The following is a 14,769-nucleotide window of genomic DNA, read 5'->3' as shown; positions in this document are numbered from 1 at the left end:
GCGCGGCTGCCAGCCAACTAACGGGCGAGACCATAGGATTCGGCCAGACGCGCATATTCGCTCCAGTAATCTGGAAAGGACTTCGCCACGCAGGCGGGGTCCTCGATCGTGATCTCCTTGTTCGTCAAGGCAGCGAGCGAGAACGCCATGGCGACGCGATGATCGTCATAGGTGTGCACCGAGGCGGGCCGCGGGCCGGTTCCGTCCGGCGCGATCTCCAGCCAGTCCGGACCTTCCTGGGCGCGAATGCCGATGCGTTGAAGTTCCTGGGCGGCCGCATGAAGCCTGTCGCATTCCTTCAGGCGCAGATTGGCGATGTTGACGATTTTCGTCCTGCCTTGCGCGAACGCGGCCACGACGGCGAGCGTGAGAACCATGTCCGGCATGGTCTCCAGATCGACCTCGATGCCGCGCAGGGCGCCTTCGGGCCCGCGCAGTTCAATGTCGGTCGGCGTAACCGACACCGCGCATCCCATTTCTTCCAGCACATGAACGAAGCCGACATCGCCCTGCGCGGAGGAACTGCCCACGCCCGAAATCCGGACCGCGCCACCGAGAATGGCGGCCGCGCCGAGGAAATAGGACATCGCGGAAGCATCCGGTTCCACCGCGATCGACGCGACGTCGGGCCGTTGGGGAAGCACACGCCAGGTTTGCGGCCCGACCGCACCGATATCGATGCCGGCCGCGCGCATGGTCTGGACCGTCATATCGACATAGGGACGCGAGACCAGATTTCCGGTCGCCTCGACGTGAACGGGACCGCGATCGGCATCCTGCCGCGCGGCCGATAGCAGCATGGAGCTGGTGAATTGGGACGAGACCGAGCCGTCGACCCGCCAATAGGTGTCGGTCGGTCGGCCGCCGACGATGCGCACGGGAAGGCATCCCGGATTGCCGGTTTCCAAGACCGGGCGACCGAGCGCCCGCAACGCCTCGATGCCGCTCGCCATCGGCCGCTCGCAAAGCCGCCTCGTTCCGGTAATGGTCGTCTCGCCCTCGGCGTCCGCGGCCATCGACAACAAGAAGCGGGCCGGTGTCCCGGCGGCGCCGATATCGAGCGGCTCATGCGGCGCGAGCGGTCGCTCGCCGGGGCACGAATTCTCCACATGGAAGGCGGCCCGACATGTGTCGGCCGCAACCGACAGACCGCCGAACCGGTTGATGCAGTCGGCGAACCGCACGGTGTCATCGGCATGCAGCGCCCCCACCACCCGCGTCTTGCCTTTGCGCGCCGCCGCCAGCGCCAGCGCCCGATTGGTGAGGGATTTCGAACCCGGCAGGCTGGGCTCGAAGATTGGCGATCGACCACGGGCGGAAACGGCGGGGGGTGCGATTGTCATCAAATTCACCAACAAAAACAGGCACAAAATCGTCCGCCGGCACATCGACGGAGCGGGAATGACGATCGGGAATGTCCCAATAGGGGCGGGAAGTCGGAGCACGACGGGATCAGTCGCCAAACGATCGCCACAGAACTAGTTTATTAGAATTTAGATACAACCAAAAGTCAATGTAATTTATTTAATGCAATTTATAGGGGAATTTGTCTAAAGCCGACGATTCCGGTCGACCCGCCTTCGCCGGCAATTCCCGTCACGCTTGACAGTATGCTGATACAACTATAAAGTTAGTTTTATAGTCGCATAACCAGTCCATACCCGATCGCGCCCGGCGCGGTCGCCGACGGCGCGCGCCGATGCGCCGGTATGTCGGCCGAGCCGACACGTGCATCGGAACCCGCCGAAATTCCGAACCCAAGGAGGAACACGACATGACCGAAACGATTTCATCCACCCATTCCGACAGCGGACCGGCTGGCGTAACCACCGGCGCGGTGCCGCCTGCCAAGTCGATCCCCTTCACACAGGTGCCGCTGGTTGATTTCCAGGGGTTCAGGGACGGCACGGACGCCGACAAGAAACGCGTCGCCGCCGAGATCGGCAAGGCGCTGAACGATGTCGGCTTCTTCTATCTCGTGAACCACGGCATCCCCGCCGGGGATGTGGCGGATGTTTTCGGCGCGGCGCGCGGATTTTTTACGCAGCCGGCCGGCCGCAAGGACGCGGTCTCCAGCGAAAACACCAGCAATCACCGTGGGTATTTTCCGATGGGCGGCGAAAATGTCGACCCGGCACACACGCGCGATCTCAAGGAAGGCTTCGACATCGGCTTCGAAGGACCCCTCGCGCAGGAGGCAGCAGGCAAGGGCGGCCTGCGCGGGCTCAACCAATGGCCGGACGACCCGCCCGGTTTCCGGCCCGCCCTGGAGCGTTACTACGAACACACCGTCGCGCTCGGCCGTGATTTGTGCCGCGCCTTCGCGCTGGCGCTCGACATGGAGGAAGACACGTTCGACCGCGAGATCGAACATTCCGAATCGCGCATGCGCCTTTTGAGCTACCCGCCGCAGCCCGGCGGTCCCAAGGACAGCCGCGCCTTCGGCGCCGGCGCCCATACCGATTGCGGCTGCCTGACCATATTGGCGCAGGATGCCATCGGCGGGCTATCCGCGCGCAACAGCGCCGGAGACTGGATCGCCGTCGACCCGATCGAAAACGCGTTGATCTGCAATGTCGGCGACATCATGGAGCAATGGTCCGGCGGACGTTTTGCCAGCACGGTCCACCGGGTCATCAACGATTCGGACCGAATCCGCTACTCGGTGGCGCTGTTCTTCAACCCGAACCTCGACGTGGTCGTCGACAGCTTCAAGAGCCTGACGGGAGCCAAAAGCGCCGGTGGCAAGTCGACGACCGAGGAATATCTCGGCTGCTGTTTCAGCGAAACCCGCTCGGCCTGCCAATTGCCCTGACCAAGCCCCGGTCGGCTGGAGGGCGTGGCGCGTGGCCGTGGCACGGGGCCATGGCGCGCGCTACGTCGCGGTCGCGGCGAAAACGTCCGCGATGATCGTCGCCAGTCGCGCGGCCAGCGGACCGCTGCCACCGGGCGAAGCGCTGAGCGCCAGATGGGTTTCGCCCAGATGGGGCAGCACCTCGTCGGCGATCATGCGCAGCCCGGGCTGGCCCGACAGCGTGCTTTGCGGCAACACGCCGACGGCGATGCCGGCGGCGATCGCGGCGCGAACCCCCGCCACGCTCTCGCTGGTCAGCACGATCCGGTAGTCGAGCTCGGATTGGCTCAAAAGATCGAGGCAGCGTTCGCGCCACCAGCAGGTCCGGTCGAACAACGCCACCGGCAGCGGGCGCCGGGCCTCGAGGTCCTGGAACGCGGGCCCGGCCCAGACCGCCCGTTCGGAGTGAACGATCCGATCGCTTTTGGCTACCTGTGGAGGCGAATGCAAGGCCAGGTCCAGTTCGCCCTGCGCCAGGGCGCGCGGAAAGTCCATGCTCGACGTGCAACGCACGAACAGGCGCGCCGTAGACTGTCCTTCCGTGAAGGCAGCCAGGATCGCGGGCAGGATCGTGTCGCTGTATTCCTCCGGAACGCCGAGGCGGATTTCCTCGCCGACCGGTTCGCCGCGCAATCGTGTCGCGGCCTGATCCAGCACGTCCACGACATGACGGGCGACCGGCAGCAAGGTCTCGCCGGCCGGGGTCATCACCACCCCGCGACCATGTCTTTCGAAGACGCGCGCGCCGACCGCTCTTTCCAGCTTTTGCACCTGCAGGCTGACGGCCGACTGCGTGCGCAAAAGTTGCGCCGCGCCAGCGCTGAGGCTTCCCGCCCTGGCGACGGCGAGGAACACACGCAGCAAGGTGCTGTCGAGCTGGCCGTTTTGTCCATCGGTTTTGCTCATGGTTGCTATTTATCCTATTCGTTTTGTCGATAAAAGCTTTTCCCTTATGGATCGAGTTCGAGGAGAGATGCCTTGAACATTGTCCTGTCGCGAGTCGACCGTCGGTTCATCCTCGCACTTTTGACGATCGCCGCCGGCATCGCCGCGGCAGCGCTGTGGCCGGCCAAGGCGCAAGGCGCGGCGCTGTTTGCGATCGTCAGCTTCGTGAAGGTCAGTCCGATGGTCGCGCTCGGGATCGTTCTTTCGGCATGGGTGGCGGCCAGCGGCGCGGGTGCCGTGACGGCCAATCTGTTCAAGGGTCGTCCGTCGACCGTGATCGTTACCGCCGCCGCGATCGGCGCGGTCACCCCGGTATGCGGCGTTACGGTGCTGCCATTGATGACCGGGCTATTGGTGTCGGGCGTTCCGCTGGCGCCGATCATGGCCTTCTGGCTGTCCTCGCCGGTGACCGATCCGTCGCTGTTCACCGCAACCTGGGCGGTGCTGGGCCCCGGTTTCGCCGTCGGCAAGACGATCGCCGCCTTCGCGATCGGGATCTTCGCCGGGCTGGCCACCACGCTGCTGCGCGGCACGCACATGGTGCGCGTGCCGCTACGGGCGCAGCGACGCGGCGAACAAAAATCCGGTTGCGCCCCGGCCCCCGACCGGTTCGGGCCGGCGATCTGGCGCGACCCGGTGCGCATGCGCGCCTTCGGGCGCGAGCTTTTGTGGATGACCAAGCTCGTCGTACTGTGCCTGTCGCTTGCCTTCGCAGCCGAGTATCTGCTGCGCGACCTGGTGCCGCCCGAACTTTTGAGTGTGTATGCCGGGACAAACGCGCCGCACGCGATCCCGCTCGCCGTGACGGTCGGCGCGCCGCTCTATCTCGACGGTTATGCCGCCCTGCCTCTGGTCCGCGGATTGCTCGATCTCGGCATGTCGCCGGGCGCGGCGCTCGGCTTCCTGGTCGCCGGCAGTGCCGTGAGCATCTGGGGCGTGCTGGCGGTCGTGCCGGTCCTGCGCGCCTCCACGCTGGTCTTGTTCGTGGCGCTGGCGGTCGCGGGATCGCTTGTCTCGGCCTATGCCTTCCAGGCGCTATGGGGTTTTTTTGGATAAAACCACCGCACCCCGCATCATCGGGTCCGGGTCGATCATCGCGGTTCACGGCCGGTATCGGCGTCCGGGACAGTCTTGACACCGATCCGCCGGACTAGTTTTATCGCGGTGAAGCGAGGAGAGGTGGGTTTTAAATGTTGTCCGCGCACGACGCTGCAAGGGGGTTTGACGCCGTCGGCGCGCCCGCACGCATCGTGGTGCTGCTGGCGCTGGTGCGCGCCGGGCCGGACGGACTTCTGATCGGAGAGCTGCAACGGCGGCTCGACATTCCGGCATCGACCCTGGCTCACCACGTCAGAATTCTGCTCAACGCGGGACTGATCAGCCAGGAGCGCCAGGGGCGAACCACCACCTGTCGGCCGAATTTCGCCGCCATAGAGGAACTTGCCGCCTTCCTGATGAAGGAATGCTGCGAGGACCGCACTCCGGAGCCCGCCGGGGGCGAAAAGGACGGCGCGCGGGCCTGAGCCTGTCGGATGCCGCGACCTTTGGAGGCCGCATCGGCGCATGCCTGGCGCGCTCAGGCCGCGCGCGCGGCGATCTTGACCAGGTTCTTGAGAAGCATGGCGCGCGTCAATGCGCCGACCGAGCCGTGGCGCGGCGTGACGAAGCCGGCGACATCCGCCACCGCGTCGTCGATGTCGGAGACGGTCTTGCCATCCGCGTCGGCCGATATCCCCACGCCGATGACGGCCGCGCCCGGCTTGACCATGGTCTTGGTCACCAGCCCGGCGACCCCGGTCGCCGAGATTACGATGTCGGCGCGGCGCACCGCCTCGGCCAGACCGGGCGAGCGCGAATGCAACAGGGTGACGGTCGTGTCCACCCCCTTCAGCGACAACAGCATGGAAAGCGGCCGGCCGACCAGCATGCCGCGGCCGATAATGGCGGCCGTGCGGCCGGAAAGCGGGATCTCATGGTGCCGCAGCAGGGCGAGCACGCCGGCGGGCGTGCAGGCTACGATATCGGGGGCTCCGGCGAGCAGCCGGCCGAGATTGGCCGGATGGCAGCCGTCGACATCCTTGGCCGGATCGATGGCGTCGAGAACAGCCGTCTCGTCCAGATCGGCGGGCAGGGGGAGCTGCACCATGAAACCGTGCACGGTCCGGTCGCGGTTCAGATCCGCGACGACATCGAGCAGGCGCGCCTGCGTCGTCTCCGCCGGCAGGCGCATAATTTCGGCCTCGATGCCGGTTTCGGCACAGTCCGCGCTCTTGCGCGCGACATAGGCGGCGCTGTCGGCACGGTCGCCGACGATCACGATGACCAGCTTCGGCGTGATGCCGCGGACCCTGAGGTCCGCGGCGGTGGTTGCGATCTCGCGCCGGAGCCGGGCGGCGAGCGCCTCTCCGTCCAGCAAACGGGCGCGAGGAGCCGATATCATTTCAGGCCGATCGCCGGATCGATGAAGCGGTTGGTCACGACATCCTCGGGCTTGACGTCCGGATTGGAGCGTTCGTCGAGCCAGGGCTTCACGATGACCTGCATTTCGGCGACACGCTCCATGTCGAAATCGCCCAGCGTGTCGTTGATGCCGTTGCCGACGATGCCGCGCTCCTTCATCGTCTTGGAGGCGTATTCCATCTTGCCCATCGGGGTCTTCCACCAACTGGTGGCGTGACCGGCCGCGTTGAATTCGTGAATGAGCTTGTTCACCTCGTCGGGATTGTTGATGTAGTCGATCCATGCCTGCTGCATGATCGGCACCACCTTCTCCAGGCAGGGCGCCAGCTCGTCCAAGCGCGGGGTCGCCACCGACAGCATGCCGGTATAATTGCGATAGCCGAGCTCGCCCACCGTCACGGCGTCGATCGGCTTGGCCCAGTTGTTACCGGTCGAGAAGCTGTAGGGTTCGCTGGTGACAAAACCCTGGTTGAGCCAGGTGCCGTTATTGGTGACGAAGTTCTCGCCGTCACCGCGATAGCCTTCCACGAATACGTCGCGCGACACGCCCGACTGGAGGAGGTAGAGACCGAAAGTGCGCTGGATCGTCGAGACATAGATCATGCCCTTACCCGAATCGGCGAACTCTTTCAGGTCGTCGAGCGAGTGGAAACCGTCCGGATAGGTGCCCTTGTCCCAGAACAGTCCCTGCGGCGCGTTGTCCAGCGGAGCGAACACGCCCACGGTGGGAAAGCGCTTGGAAAACAGGAAGGAATTGTCCAGTTCCTGGTAGCCCAGATGCGGCGTGACGCCGGCCCGCGAATTGCCGAGATGCAGCGCCGAATAGGCGGTTTCGCCGTCTCCGAGGCCGATGCCGCTGCCGCCCTCGAGGATCATCATGTCGATGCCGGTCGAGCCGAGCGGACCGACATATTTGCCCGCCGACATCTCGCCGCCCGCGCCGATCATCTGGTAGAAGCCGCCATGTTCGGCCTGCGCCAGCCAATCCTTCTGGATGATCAGCGGGTCGGGGCACACGTCGGCCAGCGGCGTGGTGTAGTTTTCCTTGGCGAAGGCGCCGGGTTCCTGGGCGCCTGCCGTGCCGATCGCGCCGGCGAGCAGGCCCGAGGCCAGGGCGGTTGCTAGTCTGTATTTCATCCGAGTTCTCCCATTTTCGGTTGCGAAGTGGTTCGGGGCTTGCGCCTTTTGGTGATCAGGTCGGTGCGGCGCCGGACTCATGCCATTCCGAAAACAGCCTGTTTCCGAGCCAGGCAAAGAACAGATAGACGCTGATCGATAGCGCCGAAGAGGCGATCAGCGCGGCATACATCTGTTCGTATTTGAAATCGATCTTGGCGTTGATCAACATCTGGCCGAGACCGCCGCGGCCGGCCAGGAAGAAGATCTCCGACACGATCGCGCCGATCACGGCAAGGCCGGCTGAGATGCGCAGTCCGGCAAACAACGACGGCGCGGCTGACGGGAAACCCGCCTTGCGCAGGATCACCGGCCAGCCGGTGCCCTGCAGCTTGAACAGGTCGATGACGCCGCGGTCGACGCTTTTCAGGCCGAGCAGCAGGGTGGTCGGAATGGCGAAGAAGGTGAACAGTGCCACGATCAGCACCTTCGGCATGAAGCCGAAGCCGAGCGCGCTCTGGATCAGCGGAATGATGGCCAGGATCGGGATCGACTGCAGCGCCACCAGATAGGGAAAGAAGGCGCGCTCCATGACGTGGAAGCGGAACATGATGACGCCCAGCACCATGCCGATCGGAATCGAGATGCACATGCCGACGATCGCGATGGTGATGGTCACCAGCGCACGGTCGAGGAGTTCGGCGCGCACCTCCGGCAGCGCAAAGGCGTTGGACCAGAGCGACCACGCGTCCGGCATCAGGAACTGTCGGTGCGGCTCGAGCTGGGCCCTGGTCCACCAGTAAAGCAGGATCAGCAGGAAGCCGAGAAGGATCGGCGGCATGATGGTGGTGAGAAAGCGCTGCAGCATGTTGGCCGGCGGCGGCAGCGGCACGGCGCGATAGGTCTGAGGCTTGGCTACGGGTGCTGTGGTCATGTCTGCCTCTCAATTCTCGATGGCCGCGCGCAGCGATACCGACAGGTCGCCGCACAATTCGGAAAATTCCGGCGCGTAGCGCAGTTCCGGCGTGCGCGGATAGTCGAAGGGAACGTCGTACACTTTCAGGATCCGTCCAGGACGACGCGACATGACGACGACCCGGCTGGACAGGTAGACGGCTTCGGGGATCGAATGGGTGATGAACAGTCCCGTGAACCCCTGGCGCATGAACAAGGCGATCAGCTCGTCGTTCAGACGCTCGCGGGTGATCTCGTCGAGGGCGCCAAACGGTTCGTCGAACATGAACACGCTCGGATTGAGCGCCAGCGAACGGGCCAGCGAGGCGCGCATCTTCATGCCGCCGGAAAGCCGCTTGGGATAGTGGTTTTCAAAGCCGGTCAGGCCGACCAGGTCGATCTGTTCCTTGGCGATGCGCCGCCGTTCCGCGGCCGGAAAGCCGCGCAGCTCCATCAAAAGCTCGACATTCGGCATCACCTTGCGCCACGGCAGCAGCGTCGCGTCCTGAAAGGTGTAGCCGAGATGGTTGCGGTCGACGTCGACCGTGCCCGCGGTATGGTTGACCAGCCCCGAGGCGATCTTGAGCAAGGTCGACTTGCCGCAGCCCGAAGGCCCGACGATCGACACGAATTCGCCCGGCTTGAGCGCCAGGGACACGTTGTCGAGCGCCTCGGTACCGTCGGGAAACTGCATCGACACGTGGTTGAAGGAAAGCGGCGCGCCGGCCGTCCCCTTGTCGGAACCGGCGGTCGACGTATCGGCAGGGTCGTTTTCGGGCGGCATTTTCAAAGCTTGTGCCGTCATGGGTATTCCTCCCTGGAATTGGTGGTCACGGACTGGTCATGCGGCCAGCCGCCTGGCGAATCGTTGTACGGAAAACGGCGTTCGATCGATCGACGACGGTCGGCCGACCATCAGGTCCGCGACAAGCCGCCCCGTCGAGGCGCCCGAACACATGCCGACATGCTGGTGTCCGAAAGCGAACACCACGCCCGGATAGCGCGGCGAACGGTCGATGACCGGCAGGCTGTCGGGAAGGCAGGGCCGGTGGCCCATCCAGCGCGACGGATTGCTGCGGTCGAGATCGGGAAACAACTCCCCGGCGATGTCGGCCAACCGGTCGGCGCGGGCGTAGTTCGGCTTCGCCTTCAGCCCGGCCAGTTCGACGGTGCCGGCGATCCTCAGACCGGGCCGCATCGGATTGACGAACACGCTGCGCTTGTTCCACATCACGGTGCGGCTTACCTCGATGCCGGCCTGCGGGAAGGTGACATGGTAGCCGCGCTGGGTTTCGAGCGGCACGACGGCGCCAAGCTTGCGCGCCAGGCCAGCAGACCATGCTCCGGCGGCCAGGACCAACCGGTCGAGCGGCTTGCGCCCCTGGTCGGTGACGAGCGCCGCCGGACCGTCCGGCCCCATCTCGATGTCCTTGACTTCCGCACGTACGAATTTGCCGCCATTGGCAAGCACCTGCGCCATCACCGCGTTCACCAACAGGCTTGGATCGATGGTCGACCCATTGTCGGGCGCGAAAATGCCGAGACGGAAGCGCCGCGCCAACGCGGGCTCGAGCTGGCGGATTTCGCTTTCGCCGATTTCGTCCATCGCCGCGCCCAGATTGCGCCGCAACTCCAGGGTCCACTTCGCCGCGTCGAGTTCGGCCTGGTTTTCATAAACATACAGACAGCCATTGCGACGGATCAGGGCGCGAAATTCGCCCTGCGGCAAAAGACGCTCATAATCCTCGAAGACCGGCTCCATCAAGGCGCGCATCGCGGTCGCCACCCGGGCCACTTCCTCGCGGCTGGCATGGCTCAAAAAGCGCATCAGCCACGGCGTGATCGACGGCAAATACGACCAGCGCACGGTCAGGGGACCCAACGGATCGATGAGCCAGCCGGGAATCTTGCGCAGCATGCCAGGCATCGCCACCGGCAGCACGGCGCTGGGGCTGATCGAGCCCGCATTGCCGAACGAGGTCGCCATGCCGGGATCGACACGGTCGACAACGGTGACGGCGTAACCCTCGCGCTGCAGGGAGGCCGCGCAGCATGCCCCGACGATGCCCGCACCGACGACGGTGACGTGACCTTGCGTGTCGGCGCTGTTGTTGGCTTGGTTCGTCATCCCGCGGACCGCTAGTGTTTCAGCATTTCAAGCCGGATCTTCTCGACGAAGCCCGCGGCATGGTCTGTGGAGATATTGTTGATGTCGTAAAGGGCGTGGTAGCGCACCTTCACGCGCGGATTGCAGATCACCCTGAGGAAGCGGGTGGCGTTCTTGCGCGGCGGGTCGCCGAGAACCATGGCGCGCCACCGTTTCGAACCATAGGTGGTGACGGTGGTCAGTTTGCGAATGTTGGTCAGGCCCGGTCCGATCTTGCCGTCCTTGAGCACGAACGAGACGTCGGGCAAAAAGACGCGGTCGAAATAGCCTTTCAGGATCGCCGGCCAGCCGAAATTCCAGACCGGGTGGCACAGCACCAGCGAGTCGGCGCGCCGCAGGCGCTCGACATAGGGGTCGATGCGCCGGCGGTTGATGTCGACATCGTGATAGCAGCGCCGGTCGTCGGCCGACAGCACCGGATCGAACCCCTCGCGGTAAAGATCGAGGTCGTCGACCTGATGCCCGGCCTCCTGCAGGCTTTCCACCACGGTTTTGTGCAGCGTCGCCGACAGGCTGTCTTCGAGCGGATGTGCATAGACTACGTGTACGTTCATGGTTCCGACGCTGGTTTCTACTTGGCGAAAAGGAAAGTCTTGCCGGGAACCGGCTTCCAGTCCGGCTCCGTCCAGGCGATCATCTTGCCGGGGTTCATCAGCCCCTTCGGGTCGGTCTGCTTCTTGAATTCGAGCTGGCCGACATCGGTCCTTTTCATCCCGCCTTCCTCCAGCGTCACGCGATGCGGATTGAACACCGGCAGGCCGAGCTTTGCCTCGATCGTCATGATGATCTCTTCAAGCCGCTCCTCGGAGGTGAAGCGCACCAGCGGCAGGCCGACCGGCGTCACGACGCCGTCGAAGCGGGTGAACTCGCAATGCATCATCAACTCGTCGCCGAAAGTCTCGCGTACGGCGGCGAAGCTCTCGGCGAGTTTTTCGCGCGGCAGCATCATCTGCAGATAGGTGATCGACGGATCGATGCGCAGCGCGCGCAGCGTGGTGTGGTTCCAGGCCAGCTCATAGACCGCCGGCAGCTTGCCGGGCGCTTCGGCCGCGTCGGCGCGGAACCTGAGATGCGCATGGTCGAGGCGCGACAGATGCGCGACCAGGGCGGGCAGAGTGTCGCGCGACACCATCATCGCGATCGCCGCTTCGCCGTCGACGAGGAAGGGGCCGTGGCGGCGGAAATAGAGTTCCGGGATAGGCGCCTCGAAGGTCGACAGCATCCGCTTGGAGATCGTGTCGTCCTCGCCGAGCGCGACCGCGAGTTCGGTCGCCCTGTCGAAGCCGTCAACGCCGATCAAGACGTCGACCCAGTCGGAAGCCGGATCGATCGGGATTTCGACCTCGGTAATGACGCCGTTGACGCCGTAGGCATGCGCGGCCTTGGAAATGTCGTCGCCGACCAGCTCGATGACGCGCGGCATCTCCTCCATCGTCACCAGGCGAAGCCGGCGCAGATTGGCCGGGTTGCGCAAACCGCCCCAGCGGATGGCGCCGACGCCGCTCGAACCGCCGGCGATGAAACCGCCGATGGTGGCCGTGCCCGCGGTCGAGGGGAACAGCCGGATTTCCCTGCCGCTCTCGCGCGCGGTCTTTTCCAGATGCTCGATCACCACGCCCGGCTGGGCGATCATGTGGTCGGTGCCGACCCTGACGATCCGGTCCAGATGTTTGGTGTGCAGCACCGCGCCGCCGAACAGAGGCATCGCCTGGCCGTAATTGCCCGTGCCGGCGCCGCGCACGGTGACCGGCACGTCGTGCTTCCAGCAGGTGGCGAGGATGCGCACGATCTCGTCCTCGTTACGCGGCGCGACGACGAAATCGGCCGTGACGGCGCCGAGCTGGCGCTTCAGGATCGGGCTGTACCAATAAAGATCCCGGCTCTTCTGCTGGACGGTCGCCGGATTGACGTCGAGATCGAGTCCCGACAGCGCCTCGATGCAGGCCTTCAAATCCCCGCTCATGCCTTCTCCTGTGCGGTAAATATGTCTCGCCGTTGCAGGAACGCCCCGTCAACCGGCCGGCCGTTGCGAACGACGCAGCGCGCAAGGCGCGAACGGCAAAATAGATCGATCCAGTCCGTGGCCGCGAACTGAACGAAGTCCGCCGGCAGGCCGGGCGCCAGCCGGCCATGGCCGGCCAGTCCCAGCGTCTCGGCCGGACGCCGCGAGAAGGCGTCGGCCCAGGCGCCGATCTCGCCTTCCAGATGCGCGACGCGCACCGTTTCGCGCATGATCTCGAACATGTCGAAATCGCCAAAGGGAAAGAACGGGTCGCAGATATTGTCGGACGCGAACGAGACCGGAATGGCGCGCTCGCGCATTTCCTTGACCAGAGTCAGCCCGCGCAGGCGCGGCGTCCTGCCGGCACCGCGATCCTGCAGGAACAGATTGGTCGTGGGTAGGGCGACGACATGCAACCCCGCCTTCGCCACCAGATCGAGGGTCGCGGCGGCCTGGTCATGCGGCTGCGCGGACAGGCTGCAGCAATGGCCGACGACCACGCGGCGCGCAAAGCCGGTTCGCTGAACCGCGTCGGCGATCATGGCCAGGCCGCCGGCTTTCGGATCGAGCGTCTCGTCGACGTGGAAATCGACGTCGAGCTCATGTTTGGCCGCAAGCGAGAACAGGCGATCGAGCCGGTTGGCATTCTCCATCGCGGGCGGGACGAACATGCCGAGCACACCGCCGAGACGCGAAAGCTGGGCGCATCGGTCGGAGTAGTCGGCGTCGTCGACCCGCTCCAGCGCCATCAGCGCCACCGCCTGAAGCGAAAGCATGTCGCCGAACTCGTCGCGCAAGGTGGCGAAAACCCGCCAGGCCGGGCTTTGGTCGGGCAGTTCGGGCGTGTCGAGATGGGTGCGCAGGGCGACCGTGCCGTTGGCGTAGGCGCGTTGCAGGGACCGGCGCATGCGCGCGCGCAGATCGTCTTCGGTGCGGTTCGGCGCGTCGGCGATCGACAGGCGCACGGCGTCGAGCAGCCCACCGTCGGGCAGGCCGGTGCGATGCACCGTATAGGCCTTGTCGAGATGGACATGCATATCGACGAACCCGGGCAACACCAGCGTGCCGGCCGCGTCGATCGAGATACCCTCTTGCGTATCCGGCCGAGCGGCGAGCCGGCCGTCGCGAATGAAAAGGTCGGCCGTGGCCAGACCCGATGCGGCGTCTGCGTCGCGCAGGCGGATACCGTCGCAGACCGCGATCGGCACACGCGCGTTCATAATGGCAAAGTTGCCGTCGGTCGCGTTTGGAACGGAAGTCACGGTCACGCCGGGCCTGTCGTGCGCGGCAGGTCGTGCCGGGCGACTTCCTCGATCAGGCGTGCATAGCGTATGGCCGCGTGCTCGACGATGCGCGCGCCGATCTCCGGGGTCGCGGCGGAGGCGTCGCCGGCCGCCCCGTCAGCATGCAGGTCCTCGATCGACCAGCCGGCCGAGACCGGCCCCATCAGCCGCAACACCTCGTTGGAGCGGGCGATTTCGGCCGATGCAGGCACGAAATGACGCGCCTTGCTCATGTCGACGAGATCGGGTCGGAAATGAAGCATGGCGGCGGTTTCGACCAATCCGCCATGAATGCCTTCCTGCGCCTCGCGCGGCGAGACGACGCCTTCGGGAAACCCCATGCTGACCCAGCCGGCGGCGACGCAGAACAGGCCGAGTTCGACGCGCAGGCGCCGGATGACGATCTGCAGCACGGGCACGTTGCCGCCATGGGCATTGAGGAAAACGACGCGCCTGACGCCGGCGCGGGCGATGCTGCGACCGATCTGCGTCAGGATGGCGATCAGCGTCTCGGCGTCCAGGCTGACCGTGCCTTGAAAACCGAGATGTTCGTCCGATTTGCCATAGGCGACCACGGGCAAGACCAGGGCCCGCGCATCGGTGACCCGCGACGCGGTCTCGCGCGCCATTTCCTCAGCCAGAACGGCATCGGTCGACAGAGGCAGGTGAGGGCCGTGCTGCTCGATCGCGCCAACCGGAACGACCGCGACGGCATCGGCGAGCGCGGCGTCGCCAAAGTCCCGGTGGTTCAAGTCCGCCCAGAAGGTGAAAGGCATCAAACTCTCGATTATCGAACTAATGTTCGCAAATAGTACAGAACGGGCAAATACCGTCAAGCCAAAAATGACCGGACGGTGACGCCTTTCCCCATTCGCGCTAAGTGCCGACTGCGCGCGCAGCCCCTGGCTTGACATCATGGGCCGGGTCGCGATTTATGATATTAGAACAAATGTTCTATTATCGACCGATCAGACCAGGAGCCCCGGCG

General features: G+C 65.1%; 14 protein-coding genes. 3 read left to right on the top strand and 11 right to left on the bottom strand.

All coding sequences use genetic code 11. From position 1 onward, the window contains the following. Nucleotides 1–17: 17 nt before the first annotated feature. Nucleotides 18–1,343 carry a 3-phosphoshikimate 1-carboxyvinyltransferase gene (gene aroA, locus GN330_RS11500; protein WP_197435124.1) on the bottom strand — a complete coding sequence of 442 codons (1,326 nt, stop codon included), beginning with the start codon at nt 1,341–1,343 and terminating at the stop codon, nt 18–20. A 431-nt stretch (nt 1,344–1,774) separates the two neighbouring features. On the opposite strand from aroA, the gene GN330_RS11495 reads away from it, so the two are divergent. Then, on the top strand, nt 1,775–2,815 hold the full coding sequence (locus tag GN330_RS11495) for an isopenicillin N synthase family dioxygenase (protein WP_197435123.1): 1,041 nt from the start codon (nt 1,775–1,777) through the stop codon (nt 2,813–2,815). A 60-nt stretch (nt 2,816–2,875) separates the two neighbouring features. On the opposite strand, the gene GN330_RS11490 is transcribed toward GN330_RS11495, so the two are convergent. Further along, entirely contained in the window at nt 2,876–3,760 is an 885-nt protein-coding gene (locus tag GN330_RS11490) for a LysR substrate-binding domain-containing protein (RefSeq protein ID WP_156712774.1), read from the bottom strand. 72 nt (nt 3,761–3,832) lie between these two features. Between GN330_RS11490 and GN330_RS11485 the strand changes: the two genes are divergently transcribed. After that, entirely contained in the window at nt 3,833–4,855 is a 1,023-nt protein-coding gene (locus tag GN330_RS11485; RefSeq protein ID WP_156712773.1) for a permease, read from the top strand. Nucleotides 4,856–4,989: 134 nt separating this feature from the next. Continuing rightward, nucleotides 4,990–5,322, top strand: a complete 333-nt coding sequence (locus tag GN330_RS11480; protein WP_156712772.1) for an ArsR/SmtB family transcription factor — start codon at nt 4,990–4,992, stop codon at nt 5,320–5,322. A gap of 53 nt (nt 5,323–5,375) precedes the next feature. Here the strand turns inward: GN330_RS11480 and GN330_RS11475 are convergent, their stop codons facing one another. Genes GN330_RS11475 through GN330_RS11435 form a run of 9 tightly spaced genes read right to left on the bottom strand, consistent with a single transcriptional unit; the run spans nt 5,376 to nt 14,557 of the window. Beyond that, complete coding sequence (locus GN330_RS11475) at nt 5,376–6,239, bottom strand: bifunctional 5,10-methylenetetrahydrofolate dehydrogenase/5,10-methenyltetrahydrofolate cyclohydrolase (RefSeq protein ID WP_156712771.1); 864 nt, start codon at nt 6,237–6,239, stop codon at nt 5,376–5,378. After that, nucleotides 6,236–7,396: a hypothetical protein gene (locus GN330_RS11470; RefSeq protein WP_156712770.1), complete on the bottom strand. Its 1,161-nt coding sequence runs from the start codon at nt 7,394–7,396 to the stop codon at nt 6,236–6,238. Before GN330_RS11470 ends, GN330_RS11475 begins: the two co-directional genes overlap by 4 nt. 55 nt (nt 7,397–7,451) lie before the next feature. Next, on the bottom strand, nt 7,452–8,309 hold the full coding sequence (locus GN330_RS11465) for an ABC transporter permease (RefSeq protein WP_156712769.1): 858 nt from the start codon (nt 8,307–8,309) through the stop codon (nt 7,452–7,454). A 9-nt stretch (nt 8,310–8,318) separates the two neighbouring features. Beyond that, entirely contained in the window at nt 8,319–9,134 is an 816-nt protein-coding gene (locus GN330_RS11460; protein WP_197435122.1) for an ABC transporter ATP-binding protein, read from the bottom strand. Nucleotides 9,135–9,170: 36 nt separating this feature from the next. Beyond that, a complete protein-coding gene (locus tag GN330_RS11455) occupies nt 9,171–10,457 on the bottom strand; it encodes an NAD(P)/FAD-dependent oxidoreductase (RefSeq protein ID WP_156712768.1) in 1,287 nt (428 codons plus the stop codon). 11 nt (nt 10,458–10,468) lie between these two features. Beyond that, nucleotides 10,469–11,050 carry an NAD(P)H-dependent oxidoreductase gene (locus tag GN330_RS11450; RefSeq protein WP_156712767.1) on the bottom strand — a complete coding sequence of 194 codons (582 nt, stop codon included), beginning with the start codon at nt 11,048–11,050 and terminating at the stop codon, nt 10,469–10,471. Nucleotides 11,051–11,067: 17 nt separating this feature from the next. After that, on the bottom strand, nt 11,068–12,459 hold the full coding sequence (locus GN330_RS11445) for an FAD-binding oxidoreductase (protein WP_156712766.1): 1,392 nt from the start codon (nt 12,457–12,459) through the stop codon (nt 11,068–11,070). Further along, nucleotides 12,456–13,760, bottom strand: coding sequence for a cytosine deaminase (locus GN330_RS11440; protein WP_343040597.1), 1,305 nt, complete (start codon nt 13,758–13,760; stop codon nt 12,456–12,458). Before GN330_RS11440 ends, GN330_RS11445 begins: the two co-directional genes overlap by 4 nt. 2 nt (nt 13,761–13,762) lie before the next feature. Continuing rightward, nucleotides 13,763–14,557 (bottom strand): creatininase family protein, encoded by a 795-nt coding sequence (locus GN330_RS11435; RefSeq protein WP_156712764.1) that lies wholly within the window; start codon nt 14,555–14,557, stop codon nt 13,763–13,765. Nucleotides 14,558–14,769: the final 212 nt, after the last annotated feature.

Origin of the sequence: Nitratireductor arenosus, assembly GCF_009742725.1 — a bacterium.
In the GTDB taxonomy this organism is placed as follows: domain Bacteria; phylum Pseudomonadota; class Alphaproteobacteria; order Rhizobiales; family Rhizobiaceae; genus Mangrovimarina; species Mangrovimarina arenosa.
The sequence above is the reverse complement of the archived record's forward strand: the minus strand, read 5'-3'. Positions and strand labels throughout refer to the sequence as shown.

Coding starts and splice junctions, on each gene's coding strand:
- GN330_RS11445 (WP_156712766.1), bottom strand. CDS start 12,459: ATGAGCGGGGATTTGAAGGCCTGCATCGAGGCGCTGTCGGGACTCGAT.
- GN330_RS11470 (WP_156712770.1), bottom strand. CDS start 7,396: ATGAAATACAGACTAGCAACCGCCCTGGCCTCGGGCCTGCTCGCCGGC.
- GN330_RS11495 (WP_197435123.1), top strand. CDS start 1,775: ATGACCGAAACGATTTCATCCACCCATTCCGACAGCGGACCGGCTGGC.
- GN330_RS11455 (WP_156712768.1), bottom strand. CDS start 10,457: ATGACGAACCAAGCCAACAACAGCGCCGACACGCAAGGTCACGTCACC.
- GN330_RS11475 (WP_156712771.1), bottom strand. CDS start 6,239: ATGATATCGGCTCCTCGCGCCCGTTTGCTGGACGGAGAGGCGCTCGCC.
- GN330_RS11460 (WP_197435122.1), bottom strand. CDS start 9,134: ATGACGGCACAAGCTTTGAAAATGCCGCCCGAAAACGACCCTGCCGAT.
- GN330_RS11450 (WP_156712767.1), bottom strand. CDS start 11,050: ATGAACGTACACGTAGTCTATGCACATCCGCTCGAAGACAGCCTGTCG.
- GN330_RS11465 (WP_156712769.1), bottom strand. CDS start 8,309: ATGACCACAGCACCCGTAGCCAAGCCTCAGACCTATCGCGCCGTGCCG.
- GN330_RS11490 (WP_156712774.1), bottom strand. CDS start 3,760: ATGAGCAAAACCGATGGACAAAACGGCCAGCTCGACAGCACCTTGCTG.
- aroA (WP_197435124.1), bottom strand. CDS start 1,343: ATGACAATCGCACCCCCCGCCGTTTCCGCCCGTGGTCGATCGCCAATC.
- GN330_RS11480 (WP_156712772.1), top strand. CDS start 4,990: ATGTTGTCCGCGCACGACGCTGCAAGGGGGTTTGACGCCGTCGGCGCG.
- GN330_RS11435 (WP_156712764.1), bottom strand. CDS start 14,557: ATGCCTTTCACCTTCTGGGCGGACTTGAACCACCGGGACTTTGGCGAC.